Annotated in this window: 16 protein-coding genes; 11 read left to right on the top strand and 5 right to left on the bottom strand. The window is 56.3% G+C overall.

Annotated elements, in window-relative coordinates; all coding sequences use genetic code 11:
• The 5 genes from ACWHWP_RS02600 to ACWHWP_RS02580 all read left to right on the top strand — a co-directional run bounded on the left by ACWHWP_RS02600 (position 1) and on the right by ACWHWP_RS02580 (position 6,442).
• Positions 1-1,185 carry a Gfo/Idh/MocA family protein gene (locus tag ACWHWP_RS02600; protein WP_447855001.1) on the top strand — a complete coding sequence of 395 codons (1,185 nt, stop codon included), beginning with the start codon at positions 1-3 and terminating at the stop codon, positions 1,183-1,185.
• On the top strand, positions 1,182-2,249 hold the full coding sequence (locus ACWHWP_RS02595; protein ID WP_447855000.1) for a Gfo/Idh/MocA family protein: 1,068 nt from the start codon (positions 1,182-1,184) through the stop codon (positions 2,247-2,249). The genes ACWHWP_RS02600 and ACWHWP_RS02595 overlap by 4 nt, the downstream gene beginning before the upstream one ends.
• 12 nt (positions 2,250-2,261) lie before the next feature.
• Positions 2,262-3,284 (top strand): Gfo/Idh/MocA family protein, encoded by a 1,023-nt coding sequence (locus tag ACWHWP_RS02590; RefSeq protein ID WP_447854999.1) that lies wholly within the window; start codon positions 2,262-2,264, stop codon positions 3,282-3,284.
• Positions 3,285-3,362: 78 nt separating this feature from the next.
• Positions 3,363-4,910, top strand: a complete 1,548-nt coding sequence (locus tag ACWHWP_RS02585; RefSeq protein WP_063430261.1) for an MFS transporter — start codon at positions 3,363-3,365, stop codon at positions 4,908-4,910.
• Between the two features lie 194 nt (positions 4,911-5,104).
• Positions 5,105-6,442, top strand: a complete 1,338-nt coding sequence (locus ACWHWP_RS02580) for a hemolysin family protein (protein ID WP_047346150.1) — start codon at positions 5,105-5,107, stop codon at positions 6,440-6,442.
• Positions 6,443-6,519: 77 nt separating this feature from the next.
• On the opposite strand, the gene ACWHWP_RS02575 is transcribed toward ACWHWP_RS02580, so the two are convergent.
• Positions 6,520-6,726, bottom strand: coding sequence for a DUF1107 domain-containing protein (locus ACWHWP_RS02575; protein WP_008501430.1), 207 nt, complete (start codon positions 6,724-6,726; stop codon positions 6,520-6,522).
• A 323-nt stretch (positions 6,727-7,049) separates the two neighbouring features.
• Between ACWHWP_RS02575 and ACWHWP_RS02570 the strand changes: the two genes are divergently transcribed.
• A complete protein-coding gene (locus tag ACWHWP_RS02570) occupies positions 7,050-7,607 on the top strand; it encodes a YtfJ family protein (RefSeq protein ID WP_059311908.1) in 558 nt (185 codons plus the stop codon).
• On the opposite strand, the gene cysQ is transcribed toward ACWHWP_RS02570, so the two are convergent.
• Positions 7,601-8,341, bottom strand: a complete 741-nt coding sequence (gene cysQ, locus ACWHWP_RS02565; protein ID WP_047346148.1) for a 3'(2'),5'-bisphosphate nucleotidase CysQ — start codon at positions 8,339-8,341, stop codon at positions 7,601-7,603. The genes ACWHWP_RS02570 and cysQ overlap by 7 nt on opposite strands.
• A 190-nt stretch (positions 8,342-8,531) precedes the next feature.
• On the opposite strand from cysQ, the gene ACWHWP_RS02560 reads away from it, so the two are divergent.
• Positions 8,532-10,475, top strand: coding sequence for a bifunctional 2',3'-cyclic-nucleotide 2'-phosphodiesterase/3'-nucleotidase (locus ACWHWP_RS02560; RefSeq protein WP_063957373.1), 1,944 nt, complete (start codon positions 8,532-8,534; stop codon positions 10,473-10,475).
• Positions 10,476-10,558: 83 nt separating this feature from the next.
• On the opposite strand, the gene ACWHWP_RS02555 is transcribed toward ACWHWP_RS02560, so the two are convergent.
• Positions 10,559-10,945, bottom strand: coding sequence for a winged helix-turn-helix transcriptional regulator (locus tag ACWHWP_RS02555; protein ID WP_059311910.1), 387 nt, complete (start codon positions 10,943-10,945; stop codon positions 10,559-10,561).
• A gap of 84 nt (positions 10,946-11,029) precedes the next feature.
• Between ACWHWP_RS02555 and ACWHWP_RS02550 the strand changes: the two genes are divergently transcribed.
• From ACWHWP_RS02550 to ACWHWP_RS02540, 3 genes are all read left to right on the top strand, one after another.
• The gene (locus ACWHWP_RS02550; RefSeq protein ID WP_063957372.1) at positions 11,030-11,878 is read left to right on the top strand and encodes an SDR family oxidoreductase; all 849 of its coding nucleotides are present in this window, start codon (positions 11,030-11,032) and stop codon (positions 11,876-11,878) included.
• 81 nt (positions 11,879-11,959) lie between these two features.
• Positions 11,960-12,784, top strand: coding sequence for an AraC family transcriptional regulator (locus ACWHWP_RS02545; RefSeq protein WP_059311912.1), 825 nt, complete (start codon positions 11,960-11,962; stop codon positions 12,782-12,784).
• A 75-nt stretch (positions 12,785-12,859) separates the two neighbouring features.
• Positions 12,860-13,825 (top strand): DMT family transporter, encoded by a 966-nt coding sequence (locus ACWHWP_RS02540; protein WP_063957371.1) that lies wholly within the window; start codon positions 12,860-12,862, stop codon positions 13,823-13,825.
• Between the two features lie 87 nt (positions 13,826-13,912).
• On the opposite strand, the gene ACWHWP_RS02535 is transcribed toward ACWHWP_RS02540, so the two are convergent.
• The gene (locus ACWHWP_RS02535) at positions 13,913-15,562 is read right to left on the bottom strand and encodes a methyl-accepting chemotaxis protein (RefSeq protein ID WP_063957370.1); all 1,650 of its coding nucleotides are present in this window, start codon (positions 15,560-15,562) and stop codon (positions 13,913-13,915) included.
• Positions 15,563-15,806: 244 nt separating this feature from the next.
• Here ACWHWP_RS02535 and ytfE point away from each other — a divergent pair, with 244 nt between their 5' ends.
• Positions 15,807-16,469, top strand: coding sequence for an iron-sulfur cluster repair protein YtfE (gene ytfE, locus ACWHWP_RS02530; protein ID WP_429054784.1), 663 nt, complete (start codon positions 15,807-15,809; stop codon positions 16,467-16,469).
• 85 nt (positions 16,470-16,554) lie between these two features.
• On the opposite strand, the gene cycA is transcribed toward ytfE, so the two are convergent.
• Positions 16,555-17,964 (bottom strand): D-serine/D-alanine/glycine transporter, encoded by a 1,410-nt coding sequence (gene cycA, locus ACWHWP_RS02525; RefSeq protein ID WP_032662435.1) that lies wholly within the window; start codon positions 17,962-17,964, stop codon positions 16,555-16,557.
• Between the last annotated feature and the right edge of the window lie 221 nt (positions 17,965-18,185).

Here is an 18,185-nt window from a genome sequence, read left to right as displayed (position 1 = left end):
ATGTTAAATGTCGCTATCGTGGGAACAGGGAATATCTCGCATAACCATATTCAGGGCTATTTGCAGTTTGGCCAGCGCTGCCGGATCGTCGCGCTGGTGGATATCTACCCGGAAAAAGCCCACGAGAAAAAAACGCGCTACGGCCTGACGGACGCCCGCGTGTATGAAAGCCACCAGCAGATGCTGGCGTCAGAGCCGAATATCGACATCGTCGACGTCTGCACGCCGCCCTACGTCCATGCGGAGATAAGCATTGATGCCCTCAATGCCGGCCGCCATGTGCTGTGCGAAAAGCCGATGGCCGCCTCGCTGGAGGAGTGCGACGCCATGCTCGCCGCGCAGAAGGCCAGCGGCAAAACGCTCGCCATCATTGCCCAAAACCGCTTTACAGACGCCTTCTGGCGCTTAAAAGCGGCGCTGGATTCAGGTCTGGCTGGCAAGGTCTGCCATGCCCAGGTGGATTCGTTCTGGTGGCGCGGACACTGCTACTACGACCTGTGGTGGCGCGGTACCTGGGAAAAAGAGGGCGGCGGCTGCACGCTTAACCACGCGGTTCACCACATCGACGCCATTCAGTGGATGCTGGGCTTCCCGTCCGAGGTGGTGGCCATGATGACCAACGTGGCGCACGACAACGCTGAAGTCGAAGATCTCAGCGCCGCGATATTTAAATACCCCAGCGGCGCGCTTACTCAGTTGACCGCCTCGGTCGTACACCACGGGGAAGATCAGAAAATCATTATCCAGGGTGACAAGGCGCGCATCTCCGCGCCGTGGCAGGCCTTTGCCAGCGTCAGTGCCGATAACGGCTTCCCGCAGGAGGATCGGGATCTGCAGCGGGAAGCGCAGCTCAACGCCGTTTTTCAGGAGACGCCGAAGCTCGAATGGACGCTGCACACCGGGCAGATTAACGACCTGCTTTATGCCATCGAGCACGGCGCGGCGCCGTTAGTGGACGGCCTGCAGGGCAAACGCTCCCTGGAGCTGATTACCGCGATTTATAAATCTGCCATTACCCGCAGCTTGGTCTCGCTGCCGATTCAGCGCGACGACCCGTTTTACCGCACCGGCGGGACGAACGCTCTCGCCCCCCGTTTTTATGAAAAATCAGCAAGCGTTGCCAACTTCAGTGAAGTCGGTGCGATTCCCCTCGGCAAAGATCTGGATGAAGGAGTGACACCATGAACAAAAATGACGGTATGAACTACGCGCCGGTCGGTAAGCCACAGCCGGTCGTGAAGGAAGGCGAATTTGTCTTTGCCGCGGCCGCGCTCGACCACGGCCATATCTACGGCATGAGTAACGGCCTGATTGAAGCTGGCGCCACGCTCAAATGGGTGTACGACCCTGACCCGGCAAAAGTGGACAAATTCATCCAGCAGTATCCGCAGGCAAAGGTTGCAGAATCCCTGGACGTGATACTCGCCGACGACGAGGTGCGTCTGGTGGCAGCGGCCGCTATACCCTCCGAGCGCTGCGCGCTGGGGCTGAAAGCGATGGCGGCAGGCAAGGACTACTTCACGGATAAAGCGCCGCTCACCACCCTTGAGCAGCTGGAAGATGCCAAAGCCATGGTGAAAAAAACGGGGCGGAAATACGCCGTGTACTACAGCGAACGCCTGCACGTTGAGAGCGCGGTCTTTGCCGGACAGCTGGTGCAGCAAGGGGCCATTGGCCGCGTCGTACAAACGCTGGGGACTGGCCCGCACCGGGAAGGGACCGGCCGCCCGGACTGGTTCTACGATCGACGCTATTTCGGGGGCATTCTGTGCGATATCGGCAGCCACCAGATTGAGCAGTTCCTTTTTTACACCGGCAACAGCGACGCCACCGTGGTGGCAAGCCAGGTGCGCAACGTTAAACACCCGCAGTATCCCGCCTTTGAAGATTTTGGCGATGCCATGCTGAAAGGGGAAAACGGCGCCAGCGGCTATTTCCGCTGCGACTGGTTTACCCCTGACGGTCTCTCTACCTGGGGCGATGGCCGCCTGACGCTACTCGGCACCGAAGGCTATATCGAAATCCGCAAATATGTCGATCTCACCCGCGGCGAGCAGGACGTGGTGTATCTCGTTAATAAAGAGGGAGAGTTCCGCTATCCGGTCGCCGGACAGGTGGGGTTCCCGTTCTTTGGCGAACTGATCCTCGACTGCTTGCATCGTACTGAAAATGCCATGACCCAGGCACACGCCTTCAGGGCGGCGGAGCTCTGCGTGAAGGCTCAGATGCTGGCCAACGCGACGGAATAACGGGAGGCGACGATGACGATCCTGAACACAGCAGTTATCGGCGCAGGGGCGATTCACGGTTGCCATGTGAACGCGCTGCGCCAGCTCCCCAACGTTGCGCTGCGCGCGCTGGTCGATATCGACAGCGTCAAAGGGCTGAAGCTGGCGATGGGCTACCAGTGCCGCTTTTATCAGGATTACCGGGAAATGCTGCTGGATGACGCCATCGACGTGGTCCATATCTGCACGCCGCATTTCGAGCATAAAAGCATGATCCTGGCGGCTCTCGCCGCCGGGAAGCATGTTTTCTGCGAAAAACCGGTGGGCATGAACAGCAGCGAACTCGTGGATATCACCCGCGCCGCTGAACGGGCGCCGGGCCTGCTCGGCGTGTGCTATCAGAACCGGCTCAACCCCACCAGCCTGCGCATTCGCCAGACGCTGGACGATGGCGGGTTGGGAAAAATGCTCAGCATCAAGGCGGTGCTGACGTGGTCGCGCGCGGGCGCGTACTACACCGAAAGCCCGTGGCGCGGGCGGCTGGCAACGGAAGGCGGCAGCCTGCTGATCAACCAGGCCATTCATACTCTCGACCTGATGCAGTGGTTCGCCGGCGGCGCAACGCGCGTGAAAGGGGTGGTCGATAGCGGTGAGCTGGCGGACGTGACCGAAGGCGAAGACAGCGCGATGGCGACGCTGCATTTTGCCAACGGCGCGCGCGGCCTGTTTTACGCCAGCAACTGCAACACCACCGACTCCCCGATCCTGATGGAGATTCACTGCGAGCGGGGCTCGCTGCTGCTGAACGACAACGTGCTCTGGCGCGTGACGCCGGGCGAGCGCGTAAGGCTGGCGACCGACGACTCGCCGGACGGCTCGGTCAAAAGCTACTGGGGGCTGGGACACGAGCAGGCGATCCGCCGTTTTTATCACGCTATCACCCACCCGGGAAACACGGGCTACACCGACATCCGTGAAGCCGGAAAATCACTCACCCTTGTGGAGGCTATTTACCGCTCATCTCAATTAAGACAATGGATAGATATCAATAATTAGAACGTAATTTGTATTCCAGCAGTAAATAAAAAAACGACCCAAATATGGGTTTATAGCTACCCTACACTGGAAATTATTATGGTCAAACCAACTGAACGTAGAGTGGGTTATGGCGTGGCGCTTGGCTACGGCATAACCGATCTTTTTGGCGGAGGCGCTTTCGCCATTATCGGCACCTGGCTGTTATTTTTTTACACCACCTACTGCGGGCTCTCGGTTATTGAAGCGGGATCTATATTTGCCATTGCCCGCGTTATCGATGCGCTGTTAAGCCCGATTATGGGGTATATCACCGATAATTTCGGCGATACCTGGCTCGGGCGTAAATTTGGTCGTCGCCGCTTCTTTTTATTACTCAGTTCCCCGTTAATGTTTTTATATGCCCTGCTGTGGATGACCGATATGGGGTACTGGTATTACCTGGGCACTTACCTCTCCATTGAATTGCTGTCGGCGATGGTGCTGGTGCCCTGGGAGACCCTGGCGGCTGAGATGACTAACCGCTACGAAGAGCGTAGCCGCCTCTCCGGCGTGCGTATGATCTGCTCCCAGCTGGGCGGTTTTCTTGCGGTTTCGGTTCCCGGCGTCATTATGCAGTTCACCGGTAAAGATAATCCGTTTACCTATACGCTGACCGGGCTGATCTTTTCCTGCATCTTCTGCATTGCGGTATTTATTACCTGGTACACCACGTGGGAAGCGAAGGATGTGCAACAGGAGTCCACGTTTAAAGTAGAGAATCACCGCAGCAGCGGGATCCTCAATCACCTGAAATATCTGGTGCTGGATCTCTTCTCCTCCTTCCGTATTCGCGCGTTCCGTCTGCACATTATTATTTATATCTTTTCGTTTACGGCGATGGACGTATTCGGGTCGGTCTTTACCTATTATGTCGTTTATTGCCTGAGCCAGGATGCGGCAGCCGTGTCGGGCTGGCTGAGCATTGCGGCTTTCGCCTCGGTGCCCGGCACCTATGGATTTATGCTGCTGTTGAACCGTCTGAACATGACGCCGTCTGCCGCCCTGCGTCTCTCCTACGGCTGTATTTTCCTGGTACTGGCCTTCCTGTTTACGGTTTACCTGACCAAAACGCAGGTGCCGACGCTGCTGTTTTCGGCGGTCTTTATCCTGCTCGGTGCCGCCCGCTCTGGCCTCTATTACATTCCGTGGAACATCTACAGCTTCATTCCGGATATTGACGAGATGGTAACCCAGCAGCGCCGCGAAGGCATTTTTGCCGGGGTGATGGTCCTGACCCGCAAAAGCACCGTGGCGATTGCCATCATGATTATTGGCCTGGTGCTGCAGGAGTCCGGCTTTGTGAAGGGCAGCGGCGCGCAGCCTGAAAGCGCGCTGGGGGCGATTATAGGCCTGATGATTTTCGCGACGGCCGCACTGCTGGCGGTAAGCTTCTTCACGACCTACAAGTTCAGGCTCACCCGCGAGACGCATAAGCTGCTCCTCAAGGAGATTGCGCGCCGCAAGCTGGGCGGAGATTATCGTGACTGCGACGCCAGGACCCGCGTGGTGATCAAACAGCTCACAGGCTATGAGTACGACCAGGTGTGGGGAGGCGATGCAACCCGACGGGCAGAAGGAAACGCCCGTTTATCCGCCGCGAAATAACCCCTCTTACCGGACAGCATCACGCTGTCCGGTCTGTTTAATGCCAAAAATGTGACCTCTGGCAGATTTACATCTCTTTACGCTATACTACCGCTGAAATAATCGGCTCAACGCTACGAGCTGACGTTCTATGTGTCTTCACACAAATGGTATCAACTCCCCTTCTGAGGATCTGGCGATAAGCCGGATAAACTATGTTAAACAGTATTTTAGTAATACTTTGTCTTATTGCCGTCAGTGCATTTTTCTCGATATCTGAGATCTCGCTGGCCGCATCCCGTAAAATCAAACTGAAGCTGCTTGCAGACGAAGGCAACATCAATGCCACCCGCATCCTGAAAATGCAGGAAAACCCCGGCATGTTCTTCACCGTGGTGCAGATCGGCCTCAACGCGGTCGCCATTCTCGGCGGTATCGTCGGCGATGCGGCGTTTTCCCCGGCGTTTTATAGCCTCTTTGTAAAGTACATGTCCGTTGAACTGGCCGAACAGCTGAGCTTTATCCTCTCCTTCTCGCTGGTGACCGGGCTGTTCATCCTCTTTGCTGACCTGACCCCGAAACGCATCGGTATGATTGCGCCAGAAGCCGTGGCTTTGCGTATCATCAACCCGATGCGCTTCTGTCTGTACGTGTTCCGTCCTCTGGTGTGGTTCTTCAACGGCCTGGCGAACGTGATTTTCCGCATCTTTAAGCTGCCGATGGTGCGTAAAGATGACATCACCTCTGACGACATTTATGCGGTCGTGGAAGCCGGCGCGCTGGCCGGGGTGCTGCGTAAGCAGGAGCACGAGCTGATTGAGAACGTATTCGAACTGGAATCCCGTACCGTGCCCTCTTCCATGACGGGCCGTGAAAACATTATCTGGTTCGATTTACACGAAGACGAGCAGAGCCTGAAGACCAAGGTGGCGGAGCATCCGCACTCTAAGTTCCTGGTCTGTAATGAGGATATCGACCACATCATCGGTTACGTCGACTCCAAAGACCTGCTGAACCGCGTGCTGGCGAACCAGAGCCTGGCGCTCAACAGCGGCGTGCAGATCCGCAACACCCTGATCGTGCCGGACACCCTGACGCTCTCAGAAGCGCTGGAAAGTTTCAAAACCGCCGGGGAAGATTTCGCGGTTATCATGAACGAATACGCGCTGGTGGTCGGTATTATCACCCTCAACGACGTAATGACCACGCTGATGGGCGACCTTGTTGGCCAGGGGCTGGAAGAGCAGATTGTTCAGCGTGACGAAAATTCATGGCTGATTGATGGCGGTACGCCGATTGAAGACGTGATGCGCGTGCTGGATATCGACGAGTTCCCGCAGTCCGGCAACTACGAGACCATCGGCGGCTTTATGATGTTTATGCTGCGTAAAATCCCGAAACGTACCGACTCGGTGAAGTTCTCCGGCTATAAGTTTGAGGTGGTGGATATTGATAACTACCGCATCGACCAGCTGCTGGTGACGCGAATCGACAACAAACCGACCGTACTGGTGCCGAAGCTGCCGGATGCGGAAGAGAAGGTGTCGGCGTAAGGTTCCTGCCCCCACAAACATCAACGGCTCCCATTGGGAGCCGTCTTTTTATCTACTACTACTGCATAGCACGTTGGTTAAGCCATCTCAGTTTGCAGACGCATAACCTGACGGTTGACTTCGGACATCACAGACAGGTGCTGTTTGTCCTTCACTTTTGGGACAAGGATCTTGCCCTTATCAAACTCAAAAGCGCCAACATCCTTGATATACAACCGTCCACGGAACAGGATCTTCACGTACTTCGCCACCTGAAGCGGGTTGTAGCGTTGGAAAATTTTCATTCTTGTATCTCCTGCGAATCATACGCTCTTGCGGTGCCACAATCGGCCCGACTGTCCTGAGCGCAAATTTTAATGCCCAATGACTATAGACCAGAACTACGTTGTTACCCAGTATGCATAAGTTTATTTACCGTTTGATTACAATTATTCAGAATAATCTTTGCAAACCGTCACTGAGGGCAGTATAAGCCGTCGTTTTTTCATGGATATGTGCGTTCACCCGCAAACTGGCATCCGGATTGCGGGAAAACCACATTGATCGCACTTATCATTAAAGCGTATGACCAAGTGGTCGGATCACCTGCAAACAATAAGGAAACGCCATGACCCTACGTAATATCCTTGCAGCAGCTTGCCTGCTGCTGCCTCTGTGGGCTTCCGCTCACAACATTGAAAAAGGACAACGTGTACCGCCAGTCGGCATTGCTGACCGGGGAGAATTGATTCTCGACAATGATAAGTTTAGCTACAAACCCTGGAATAGCGCGCAGCTCGCAGGGAAAGTGAGAGTTGTACAACATATTGCCGGTCGTACATCCGCAAAAGAGAAAAATGCCAACCTGGTGGAAGCGATCAAATCCGCAAAATTCCCCCATGACCGCTACCAGACGACCACCATTGTTAACACTGACGACGCCATTCCAGGCTCCGGAATGTTTGTGCGCTCAAGCCTTGAGAGCAATAAAAAGCTCTACCCGTGGTCGCAGTTTATCGTCGACAGCAACGGCGTAACCCGTAAGGCCTGGCAGCTGGAGGAAGAGAGTTCTGCGATCGTTGTGCTCGATAAAGAGGGCCGCGTGCAGTGGGCGAAAGACGGCGCGTTAACCCAGGAAGAGGTGCAGCAGGTTGTCGACCTGCTGCATAAGCTGTTGGCTCAATAAATAGAGACGCGGAAGCCGGGGTTGAGGAACGATTCGCGCGGGGTATAGTCCAGCGGCTTGCCCTGCCAGTCATGAACGTGCGCTCCGGCGGCCGCGGCAACCGCATGACCTGCCGCGGTATCCCAGACGTTGGTTGGTCCAAAGCGGGGGTACAGCTGCGCCTGACCTTCCGCCACCAGGCAGAACTTCAGCGATGAGCCAATCGAGGTGGTCTGGTGTTCACCCAACTGCTGCAGATACTCCTGCAGCTCGCTGTCGCTGTGCGAGCGGCTGATCACCACCAGCGGTGGACGCGCATCCCGCACCTGGATCTGCTTGCGCACGCCGCACTCTTCCTTCCAGGCCTTCCCTTCTGCGGCGCTGTACATCACCTTCATTACCGGCGCGTATACCACGCCCAGCACCGCTTTGCCTTTCTCAATCAGGGCAATGTTGACGGTGAACTCACCGTTGCGCTTGATGAACTCTTTTGTCCCGTCCAGCGGGTCGACCAGCCAGTAGCGCTGCCAGTGCTGGCGCTCGTCCCAGCTTTGCGGCGCTTCTTCAGACAAAACGGGAATGTCCGGCGTTAAGGCCTGTAACCCTTGCAGGATCACCTTATGCGCCGCGATATCTGCCGCCGTGACCGGAGAGTCGTCGGCTTTGCTGACAACCTCCATCGGTTTATTACCGTCATACACCTGCATGATGGCATCTCCCGCATCCCGTGCGAGCTGACAAATTTTATCTAGCATTTTCCACCTCTTTGTTAACGCAGTGAGGTTAACTCTTTGTTTTAGTTATATCGTAATGTGAACAATTCCGCTATCTGTGAAGCAATTCCGGTTTCAGGTCGCTTTTTTCTGTCAGGATTCACATTTCTGTAAGCAATACGCTATAGATACATACTCTTTTGTGGCATGGATCGAAAAAAGGACTCCTCTGATGATTAAGTTTAGCGCAACGCTCCTGGCGACGCTGATTGCAGCGAGCGTACAGGCGGCGACGGTCGATCTGCGTATTCTCGAAACGACCGATCTTCACAGCAACATGATGGACTTCGACTACTACAAAGATACCCCGACGGAAAAATTCGGACTGGTACGCACGGCAAGTTTGATAAACGCCGCGCGCGGTGAGGTGAAAAATAGCGTGCTGGTCGATAACGGCGATCTCATTCAGGGCAGCCCGCTCGGCGATTACATGGCGGCGAAAGGCCTGAAAAAAGGCGAGATCCATCCTGTTTATAAAGCAATGAACACGCTGGACTATGCCGTCGGCAACCTCGGTAACCACGAATTCAACTACGGCCTGAAATACCTGCATGACGCGCTGGCAGGAGCCAAATTCCCGTACGTTAACGCCAATATCATCGACGTTAAGACCCAAAAGCCGCTGTTTACGCCTTACCTGATTAAAGAAACAGAGGTAGTCGACCAGGACGGTAAAAAGCAGACGCTGAAAATCGGCTATATCGGCTTCGTACCGCCGCAAATTATGACGTGGGATAAGGCGAACCTCAGCGGCAAAGTCACCGTTAACGACATTACCGAGACGGCGCGTAAATACGTGCCGGAAATGCGTGAGAAAGGGGCGGATCTGGTGGTCGTCGTCGCGCATTCCGGCCTCTCTGCCGATCCGTATCAGGCCATGGCCGAAAACTCCGTTTACTACCTGAGTGAAGTACCGGGCGTTGACGCGATCCTCTTCGGCCACGCTCACGCGGTCTTCCCGGGCAAAGATTTTGCCAGCATCAAAGGGGCGGATATCGAAAAAGGGACGCTCAATGGCGTGCCGTCGGTGATGCCAGGCATGTGGGGCGACCATCTTGGCGTGGTGGATCTGGTGCTGAATAACGACGGCGGCAGCTGGAAGGTCACGCAGTCAAAAGCCGAAGCGCGCCCGATTTACGACGCGGCGGCTAAAAAGTCACTGGCGGCGGAAGATAAAAAACTGGTCGAGGTGCTGAAGCACGATCACGACGCCACGCGCGACTTCGTCAGCAAACCGATCGGCAAATCCGCCGACAACATGTACAGCTACCTGGCGCTGGTTCAGGATGACCCAACCGTTCAGGTGGTCAATATGGCGCAGAAAGCCTATGCCGAACACTTTATTCAGGGCGATCCGGATCTGGCAAAACTGCCGGTGCTCTCCGCCGCTGCGCCATTCAAGGTAGGCGGGCGTAAGAATGACCCGGCAAGCTATGTGGAAGTCGAAAAAGGCCAGCTGACCTTCCGTAACGCCGCCGATCTCTACCTCTACCCGAACACGCTGGTGGTAGTAAAAGCGACCGGCCAGGAGGTGAAAGAGTGGCTGGAGTGCTCCGCCGGGCAGTTTAACCAGATTGACCCGCACAGCAGTAAGCCGCAGTCGCTGATTAACTGGGACGGTTTCCGCACCTACAACTTCGACGTGATCGACGGCGTGAATTACCAGATTGACGTCACCCAGCCGGCGAAATATGACGGCGAGTGTCATGCAGTTAACCCGCAGGCGGAACGCATCAAAAACCTGACCTTCAACGGCAAGGCGATAGACCCGGGAGCCACTTTCCTGGTCGTGACCAATAACTATCGCGCCTACGGCGGTAAGTTTGCCGGTACGGGAGACAGCCACATCGCCTTCGCCTCGCCGGATGAAAACCGCTCGGTGCTGGCGGCATGGATCGGCGCCGAATCGAAAAAGACAGGGGAAATTCACCCGGCAGTAGATAACAACTGGCGTCTGGCGCCGATCCACAGCGATACGCCGCTGGACATCCGTATTGAAACGTCACCGTCCGATAAGGCAGCCGCGTTTATTAAGGATAAGGCGCAGTATCCGATGAAAAAGGTGGCGACGGATGATATCGGGTTCGCGATTTATCAGGTGGATTTGAGCAAGTAGCGGTGATTGTGCCGGGTGGCGCTTCGCTTACCCGGCCTACGAACTGCGGGTAGGCCGGGTAAGGCGAAGCCGCCACCCGGCTTTTACGCCGCACGATCGTCCCGATTCGCCATCACCTTCGGCGTATTTACCTCAATCCAGTCCGCCAGCGCGGCGACTTTCTCGCTGACCTCAATACCCAACGGCGTCAGGCTATACTCTACGTGCGGCGGCACAACCGGATACGACACGCGATCGACAAACCCGTCCAGCTCCAGCGCCTGGAGTGACTGGGACAGCATCTTTTCGCTTACTCCGCCCATTTTACGGCGCAGATCGCTAAAGCGGTGCGTTCCCGCGCGCAGGGCCAGCAGAATCAGTACTCCCCAGCGGCTGGTCACGTGTTTAAGCACCTCCCGCGAAGGACACTGTTCCGCGAAGAGATTGCCATCGCGCATTTGTTCGCTGAGCGTCGGAATCGTTGTTTTCATACTTACCTTTTTGTACGTACTTACTAAAAGTTAGCTATGGTGCTAGTGTGCCACAACACCAGACAAACACGAAGGAGATTCATCATGATCGCAATTACCGGCGCTACCGGCCAGCTTGGCCATCTCGTTATCGAACAGCTGTTGAAAACCGTACCGGCCAGCCAGATTGTAGCCATCGTACGTAACCCGGCGAAAGCGGAAGCCTTAAGCCAGCAGGGTATTGTGGTTCGTCAGGCTGATTATACGGACGAAGCCACCTTCACCGCCGCGCTGAGCGGCGTGGATAAACTGCTGCTGATCTCCTCCAGCGAAGTCGGCCAGCGCGCGACCCAGCATCAGAACGTCATTAACGCAGCCAAAACCGCCGGCGTGAAATTTATCGCCTACACCAGCCTGCTGCATGCGGACAAATCACCGCTCGGTCTTCACGTTGAACACGTCCAGACCGAAAAAGCGCTGGCAGCGTCAGGCGTGCCATATGCCCTGCTGCGCAACGGCTGGTACACCGAAAACTATCTGGCGAGCGCACCGCCGGCGCTGGAGCATGGCGTCTTTATTGGTGCGGCAGGCGAAGGCAAAATTGCCTCTGCGACCCGTGCAGATTACGCGGCGGCTGCAGCCAAAGTCGTTTCTGAGGAAGGGCACGCTGGTAAGGTGTATGAACTGGCGGGCGACAGCGCGTGGACGCTGAGCGAACTGGCTGCTGAACTGAGCAAGCAGAGCGGTAAGCCGGTGGCGTATCAGAACCTGAGCGAAGCGGATTTTGCCGCCGCGCTGAAGGGCGTTGGCCTGCCTGCCGGGCTGGCGGATATGCTGGCGGACTCCGACGTGGGCGCCTCGAAAGGCGGCCTGTTCGACGACAGCCGTACCCTGAGCAAGCTGATCGGCCGCCCGACCACAACGCTGGCGGAGAGCGTCAAAGCCATCCTGTAATTGTTAAGGACTGGTTATTTTTTGTGGCGTCCCCTCGGGTCATCTTTGATAATGAAGAGATGACCCACGAGGAGGCTTACCGTGCAAGGCGTACCGGAACAGTTCATTGATGAGAGAGACAGCGCGCGCTTTCGCCATCTGGCGCAGGTGCCGGGCATCGAGCTCTATCACGCGCATATTTCCCGCTATGCCTTTGAGCCTCACACGCACGAAGCCTTCGGTATCGGCACCATTGAAACCGGTGCCGAACGCTTTCGCTACCGCGGCACCCAGCATCTCGCCCCTGAAAAATCCGTCGTGACCATGAACCCGGACGAGATCCATACCGGCGAGTCCGCCACCGAAGACGGCTGGCGCTACCGGATGGTTTATATCGAGCCCGACCTGCTGGAAGAGGTCACCGGCCTCCGGCACTGGTGGTTTAGCGATGTGACCCGTTATGACCCGCTGCGCTCGCAGCAAATCGGCAGGCTCATTTATGGCTTGTGGCACACGGACGATCCGCTGGCGCAAAAAGGGCTGCTGCTGGATCTGATAGAGACCTTCCAGCCGTTAGCCCGCCACGCGCCGGTCGTTCACGAAGGTGCGCACCGGTTCGAACGCGTACGCGAGTATCTGCACGATAACTATATGCACGCCCTGACGCTGGACGAGCTGGCAAGCGTCGTCTCGCTGAGCCCTTACCATTTCCAGCGCCAGTTCAAAGCCCATTTTCACGTGACACCGCATCAGATGCTGATGGCCATCCGCCTGTGGCGCGCCAAAGCGTTCCTCACGCACGGCATGCCCGCAGCCGAAGTCGCTGCCGCGGCCGGGCTGACCGACCAGTCGCATTTAACCCGCGCGTTTACCCGCCGCTACGGCATTACGCCCGTGCGCTACCAGAAGCAGGTCACCCGGCGCTAATGCGCAATCTCATACAATACGCGCCCCTTTCTCCCGCCTACACTGAGCGCAACGTGAATCAATGTGGATGGAAAAATGATTAGTGGTGTGTTGTATGCCCTGCTGGCCGGGATGATGTGGGGACTGATTTTTGTCGGCCCGCTGATCGTGCCCGAGTACCCGGCAATACTGCAGTCGACCGGACGTTACCTTGCGCTGGGGCTGATTGCCCTGCCCCTGGCGTGGCTGGGACGCGCGCGCCTGCGCCAGCTCAGCCGTCAGGACTGGAGCACCGCGCTGGCGCTGACCATGATGGGCAATCTTATCTATTACGTTTGCCTCGCCAGCGCCATTCAGCGCACCGGCGCGCCGGTATCCACCATGATTATCGGCACGCTGCCGGTCGTTATCCCCGTCTTTGCGAACCTGCTCTACAGCCACCGCGACGGCAAACTGGCGTGGTCAAAAATGACGCCAGCGCTGATCTGCACCGCCGTGGGTCTGGTATGCGTCAATATCGCCGAGCTGCGTCATGGGCTGGTGGATTTTGACCTGTGGCGTTACGGTTCTGGCATTTTGCTGGCATTCATTTCCGTGGCCTGCTGGGCCTGGTATGCCTTGCGCAATGCGCGCTGGCTGCGGGAGAACCCGGACAAGCATCCGATGATGTGGGCGACGGCACAGGCGCTGGTCACGCTACCCGTCTCACTGGTGGGGTATGTCGGGGCGTGCATCTGGTTAGGCCATCAACAGCCCGACTTCGCCCAGCCCTTCGGGCCCAGACCGTGGGTGTTTATTGGCCTGATGGTGGCGATTGCGGTGCTGTGTTCATGGGTGGGCGCGCTGTGCTGGAACATTGCCAGCCAGAAGCTGCCGACGGTGATCTTAGGGCCGCTGATTGTCTTCGAAACCCTGGCCGGGCTGCTTTATACCTTCCTGATGCGCCAGAGCATGCCGCCGCTGTTAACGGCCTGCGGGATTGCGTTGCTGGTGGTAGGGGTGGTGATGGCGGTAAGGGCGAAGCCGGAAAAACCGAGGGTCGTTCCGGCGTCGGAGCTGTGATTTTTGCCGGGTGGCGGCTACGCCTTACCCGGCCTACGAGGAGCGGTATTGTAGGCCGGGTAAGCGTCAGCGCCACCCGGCATGATGTTAAAACGTTTCCCAGTTCGCTTCAGACGCAGCCGCTACGGGCTGCGCTTTAGGCACATAGGTTTTCACCGGAGCCGCCTTCACCGCCTGGCTGCGGGTGATTTTAAACACCGCCACCGCTTCGTTCAGGCGTGCAGCCTGATCTTCCAGCGCCGCCGCCGCGGCCGCAGACTCTTCAACCAGCGAGGCGTTCTGCTGGGTCACGCGGTCCATCTCGGCCACCGCCTGGCCTACCTGATCGATACCGCGGCTCTGCTCGTCAGAGGCCGAGGCAATCTCACCCATGATGTCGGTAACGCGGGTGACCGCATTCACGATCTCTGCCATCGTGGCGCCGGCTTCGTTAACCAGCTGCGAACCCGCGTTTACGCGCTCGCCGGAGTCATCGATCAGCGCTTTGATCTCTTTTGCCGCCTGGGCGCTGCGCTGGGCAAGGGTACGCACTTCACCGGCCACGACCGCAAAGCCACGGCCCTGTTCGCCTGCACGCGCCGCTTCCACCGCCGCGTTCAGCGCCAGAATGTTAGTCTGGAAGGCAATCCCGTCGATCACATTAGTAATTTGCGCTATTTTGCTGGAGCTGGTAGCGATTTCGTCCATCGTGCGCACGACGCCTTCGACCACATTTCCGCCCTTCTTCGCGGTTGAGGAGGCATCCAGCGCCAGACGCGAAGCCTGACGCGCGTTATCAGCGTTCTGCTTCACGGTTGCCGTCAGCTGTTCCATGCTGGCAGCCGTCTCTTCCAGAGAAGCGGCCTGCTGCTCGGTGCGGGCAGAGAGATCGTTACTGCCGGCAGAGATTTCGCCTGCGCCGGTGTAAATGGTGTCTGCACCTTCCCGCACCACGCCCACGGTGTTCGCCAGCGAGGTTTGCATCTCCTGTACGTTACGGGCCAGGATCGCCATTTCGTTTTTACCCTGTGCCTGAATCGGCTGGGTCAAATCCCCTGCCGCAATGGCGCGGATATGGTTAATCACCTCTTCCAGAGGCAGCAGCAGCACGCGGCGCATGGCAATCCAGCTGGAGATAATCACCACAACCACCAGCAGCATGACCGCAGAGAGGATCCACAGGATGTGCTTGTAATCACTTTCATTATCCTGAATGCCTTTATCCGTGAGCGCGGCCTGCGCTTCACGCCATTCACGATAAACCGTCTGCATCGCGTTTTGCTTTTGTTCGGCATTCTGCTTGAACATATCTTCCAGATTGCCCTGGCCCAGCAGAACGTTCATTTGCGTCAGCGTGGAAGAGTATATGCGGTACTGCTCTTCGAGCCGGTTAGCCAGGTTCTCATCCAGCCCGGGGGTATTTGGCAACGCATAATATTTATCGTAATGAACCTGGGCTTCAGCCAGCAGGTTTTTCGCCGTGGTCACCAGCTCGTTCAGCTGGCCGCCGTTAATTTGAGAGGCCATGCTACTTTGCAGACGCAGCATCCCGCGGTTCAGGGTGACGCGCGCCTGGTTCAGACTGATCCACGCATCGGTAAACTCCGCCACGTTCTTGCTGGAGAGCTGCGATACGGTGAAGTTGTCTTTATCGTTATTCAGCGCGTTGATAAAGATACCCGCGGAAATCACTTGCATGATGCCGAGCACAAGCAGCACCGAAATAAGAAGGGTAATGACTTTTATACGTTTAAACATGCGTAGCCTTTGTTATATGCAGGTTTGTCTGACGTGGATATATCGGCAGGCGCGGCGGGTTGTTTACTGTTTCTACACCTTTAAAAAGTTTCTAAACCATTTTCCTGAGCCCATTCAGGGAGTTAAAAAGGCTATTTTTTTGTGATCTGCATCTCATTTTTACCCTTCCCTCTAAAGGGGTATAGCGCCGCCTTAAAGATGCATTTAATATGCAACTTATATTATTGATGACGAGGTAACTGATATGGCCTTTCGCGACCAACCCCTCGGCGAGCTGGCGCTCTCCATTCCTCGCGCTTCTGCGCTGTTCCGTAAATACGATATGGATTACTGCTGCGGCGGTAAGCAAACCCTAGCACGTGCGGCTTCCCGCAAGGAGCTGGACGTTGAGGTGATTGAAGCAGAGCTGGCGGAGCTGGCCCAGCAACCCGTCGATAAAGACTGGCGAACCGCCCCGCTCGCGGAAATCATTGACCATATCATCGTGCGTTACCATGACCGTCACCGTGAACAGCTGCCGGAGCTGATCCTGCAGGCAACCAAAGTGGAGCGCGTGCACGCCGACAAACCTTCCGTACCGCGCGGCCTGGCGAAATACCTGACGATGCTGCACGAAGAGCTTTCCAGCCACATGATGAAAGAAGAACAGATCCTCTTCCCGATGATCAAACAGGGAATGGGTAGCCAAGCAATGGGGCCAATCAGCGTGATGGAAAGCGAACATGATGACGCCGGCGAGCTGCTGGAAGTGATCAAACACACCACCAACAACGTCACGCCGCCGCCAGAAGCGTGCACAACGTGGAAAGCGATGTACAACGGCATTAACGAAACGATCGACGACCTGATGGAACACATCAGTCTTGAGAACTACGTTCTGTTCCCGAGGGCATTAGCCGGGGAATAAAAAAGCCCGGTGGCGCTAGCGCTTACCGGGCCTACAACTCCTCGAACGTAGGCCGGGTAAGCGTCAGCGTCACCCGGCAACAGGCTTAACGCATGCCTGCCATACGTTTCTTACCGATAAACACCCAGCCCAGCCCCAGCGCGATAAACCACAGCGGCGTGACGATCAGCGCCTGACGGGTATCATCTTCCAGCGTCAGCAGAACCAGCACGAATACGAAGAACGCCATGCACACCCAGCACATCAGCTTACCCAGCGGCATCTTGTAGATCGATTTTTCATGCAGGTGTGGACGCTGCTTGCGGTACACCAGGTATGAACACAGGATGATGGTCCAGACGAACATAAACAGGATCGCAGAGACCGTGGTAATCATGGTAAACGCGCCAATCACGCTTGGGTTCACGTAGAGCATCACCACGCCACCCAGCAGGCACATGCAGGAGAAGGTCAAACCTTTCGCCGGTACCGCACGCTTAGACAGCTTCGCGAAGGCGCTCGGCGCCACGCCTTCCTGCGCCAGACCAAACAGCATACGGCTGGTTGAGAACACGCCGCTGTTGGCAGATGAAGCCGCAGAGGTCAGCACCACGAAGTTAATCAGGCTCGCGGCAGCGGGCAGGCCTACCAGCACGAACAGTTCAACGAACGGGCTCTTGGTTGGCACCACGGAGCTCCACGGCGTCACGGACATAATAATGACCAGCGCGAAGACGTAGAACATGATGATACGAACCGGAATGGAGTTAATGGCGCGCGGAAGAGACTTCTCGGGATCTTTGGTCTCTGCTGCCGTGGTTCCCACCAGTTCAATCCCCACGAAAGCAAACACCGCAATCTGGAAGCCAGCAAAGAAGCCGCTGATGCCTTTCGGGAACCAGCCGCCGTCATTCCACAGATGGGTAAACGAGGCCTGAACGCCCGTTGGCGACTGGAAATGAGTAAGAACCATCACCAGACCCACAACGATGAGCCCGACAATCGCCACGATTTTGATCATCGCGAACCAGAACTCCATCTCACCGAACATTTTAACGGTGGCGAGGTTCAGGCTCAGCAGCAGAACAATGACCGCCAGCGAAGCCACCCAGTCCGACAGCCCCGGGAACCAGAACTGCGCGTAAGCCGTAATCGCCACGACATCCGCCATACCGGTCACGACCCAGCAGAACCAGTAGGTCCAGCCGGTGAAATAGCCCGCCCACGGTCCGAGCAGGTCTGAAGCAAAGTCGCTGAAGGATTTGTATTCGAGGTTCGAGAGCAGCAATTCACCCATTGCACGCATCACGAAGAACAGCATAAAGCCGATAATCATATAAACGAATATGATTGACGGCCCGGCCAGACTGATGGTTTTGCCTGACCCCATAAACAGCCCGGTACCGATGGCACCCCCAATGGCGATGAGCTGAATATGACGGTTTGTGAGATTGCGCCGTAGCGACTGTTCAGACGACGCCTCTTCGTCGGCGACGACTTTGACCTGATCTACCATGTGATATTTTCCTGTTTATGCCTGTCTGTGTTGTTAAGGCTCTTCTGGCCTTTAAATACGTCAAAGGATGACGTTCCCTTGTAAGGGCTAATCGATATTAGGTAAGAATCGGCGGGATGAATACTATGATTTAGATATTATGTTAACAATATGTTGAAAGTGAGTGTCATATCACTCATACAGCGCGAAACAGCTCACAAAAATACACGCAACTGTTTCGT

This window comes from Enterobacter sp. WI-ESBL-E8 (genome assembly GCF_053364895.1).
The sequence above is the reverse complement of the archived record's forward strand: the minus strand, read 5'-3'. Positions and strand labels throughout refer to the sequence as shown.

Bases quoted from the DNA above. Each gene is read 5' to 3' on its own strand.
- ACWHWP_RS02600 (WP_447855001.1), top strand. From the start codon at position 1: ATGTTAAATGTCGCTATCGTGGGAACAGGGAATATCTCGCATAACCAT.
- ACWHWP_RS02595 (WP_447855000.1), top strand. From the start codon at position 1,182: ATGAACAAAAATGACGGTATGAACTACGCGCCGGTCGGTAAGCCACAG.
- ACWHWP_RS02590 (WP_447854999.1), top strand. From the start codon at position 2,262: ATGACGATCCTGAACACAGCAGTTATCGGCGCAGGGGCGATTCACGGT.
- ACWHWP_RS02585 (WP_063430261.1), top strand. From the start codon at position 3,363: ATGGTCAAACCAACTGAACGTAGAGTGGGTTATGGCGTGGCGCTTGGC.
- ACWHWP_RS02580 (WP_047346150.1), top strand. From the start codon at position 5,105: ATGTTAAACAGTATTTTAGTAATACTTTGTCTTATTGCCGTCAGTGCA.
- ACWHWP_RS02575 (WP_008501430.1), bottom strand. From the start codon at position 6,726: ATGAAAATTTTCCAACGCTACAACCCGCTTCAGGTGGCGAAGTACGTG.
- ACWHWP_RS02570 (WP_059311908.1), top strand. From the start codon at position 7,050: ATGACCCTACGTAATATCCTTGCAGCAGCTTGCCTGCTGCTGCCTCTG.
- cysQ (WP_047346148.1), bottom strand. From the start codon at position 8,341: ATGCTAGATAAAATTTGTCAGCTCGCACGGGATGCGGGAGATGCCATC.
- ACWHWP_RS02560 (WP_063957373.1), top strand. From the start codon at position 8,532: ATGATTAAGTTTAGCGCAACGCTCCTGGCGACGCTGATTGCAGCGAGC.
- ACWHWP_RS02555 (WP_059311910.1), bottom strand. From the start codon at position 10,945: ATGAAAACAACGATTCCGACGCTCAGCGAACAAATGCGCGATGGCAAT.
- ACWHWP_RS02550 (WP_063957372.1), top strand. From the start codon at position 11,030: ATGATCGCAATTACCGGCGCTACCGGCCAGCTTGGCCATCTCGTTATC.
- ACWHWP_RS02540 (WP_063957371.1), top strand. From the start codon at position 12,860: ATGATTAGTGGTGTGTTGTATGCCCTGCTGGCCGGGATGATGTGGGGA.
- ACWHWP_RS02535 (WP_063957370.1), bottom strand. From the start codon at position 15,562: ATGTTTAAACGTATAAAAGTCATTACCCTTCTTATTTCGGTGCTGCTT.
- ytfE (WP_429054784.1), top strand. From the start codon at position 15,807: ATGGCCTTTCGCGACCAACCCCTCGGCGAGCTGGCGCTCTCCATTCCT.
- cycA (WP_032662435.1), bottom strand. From the start codon at position 17,964: ATGGTAGATCAGGTCAAAGTCGTCGCCGACGAAGAGGCGTCGTCTGAA.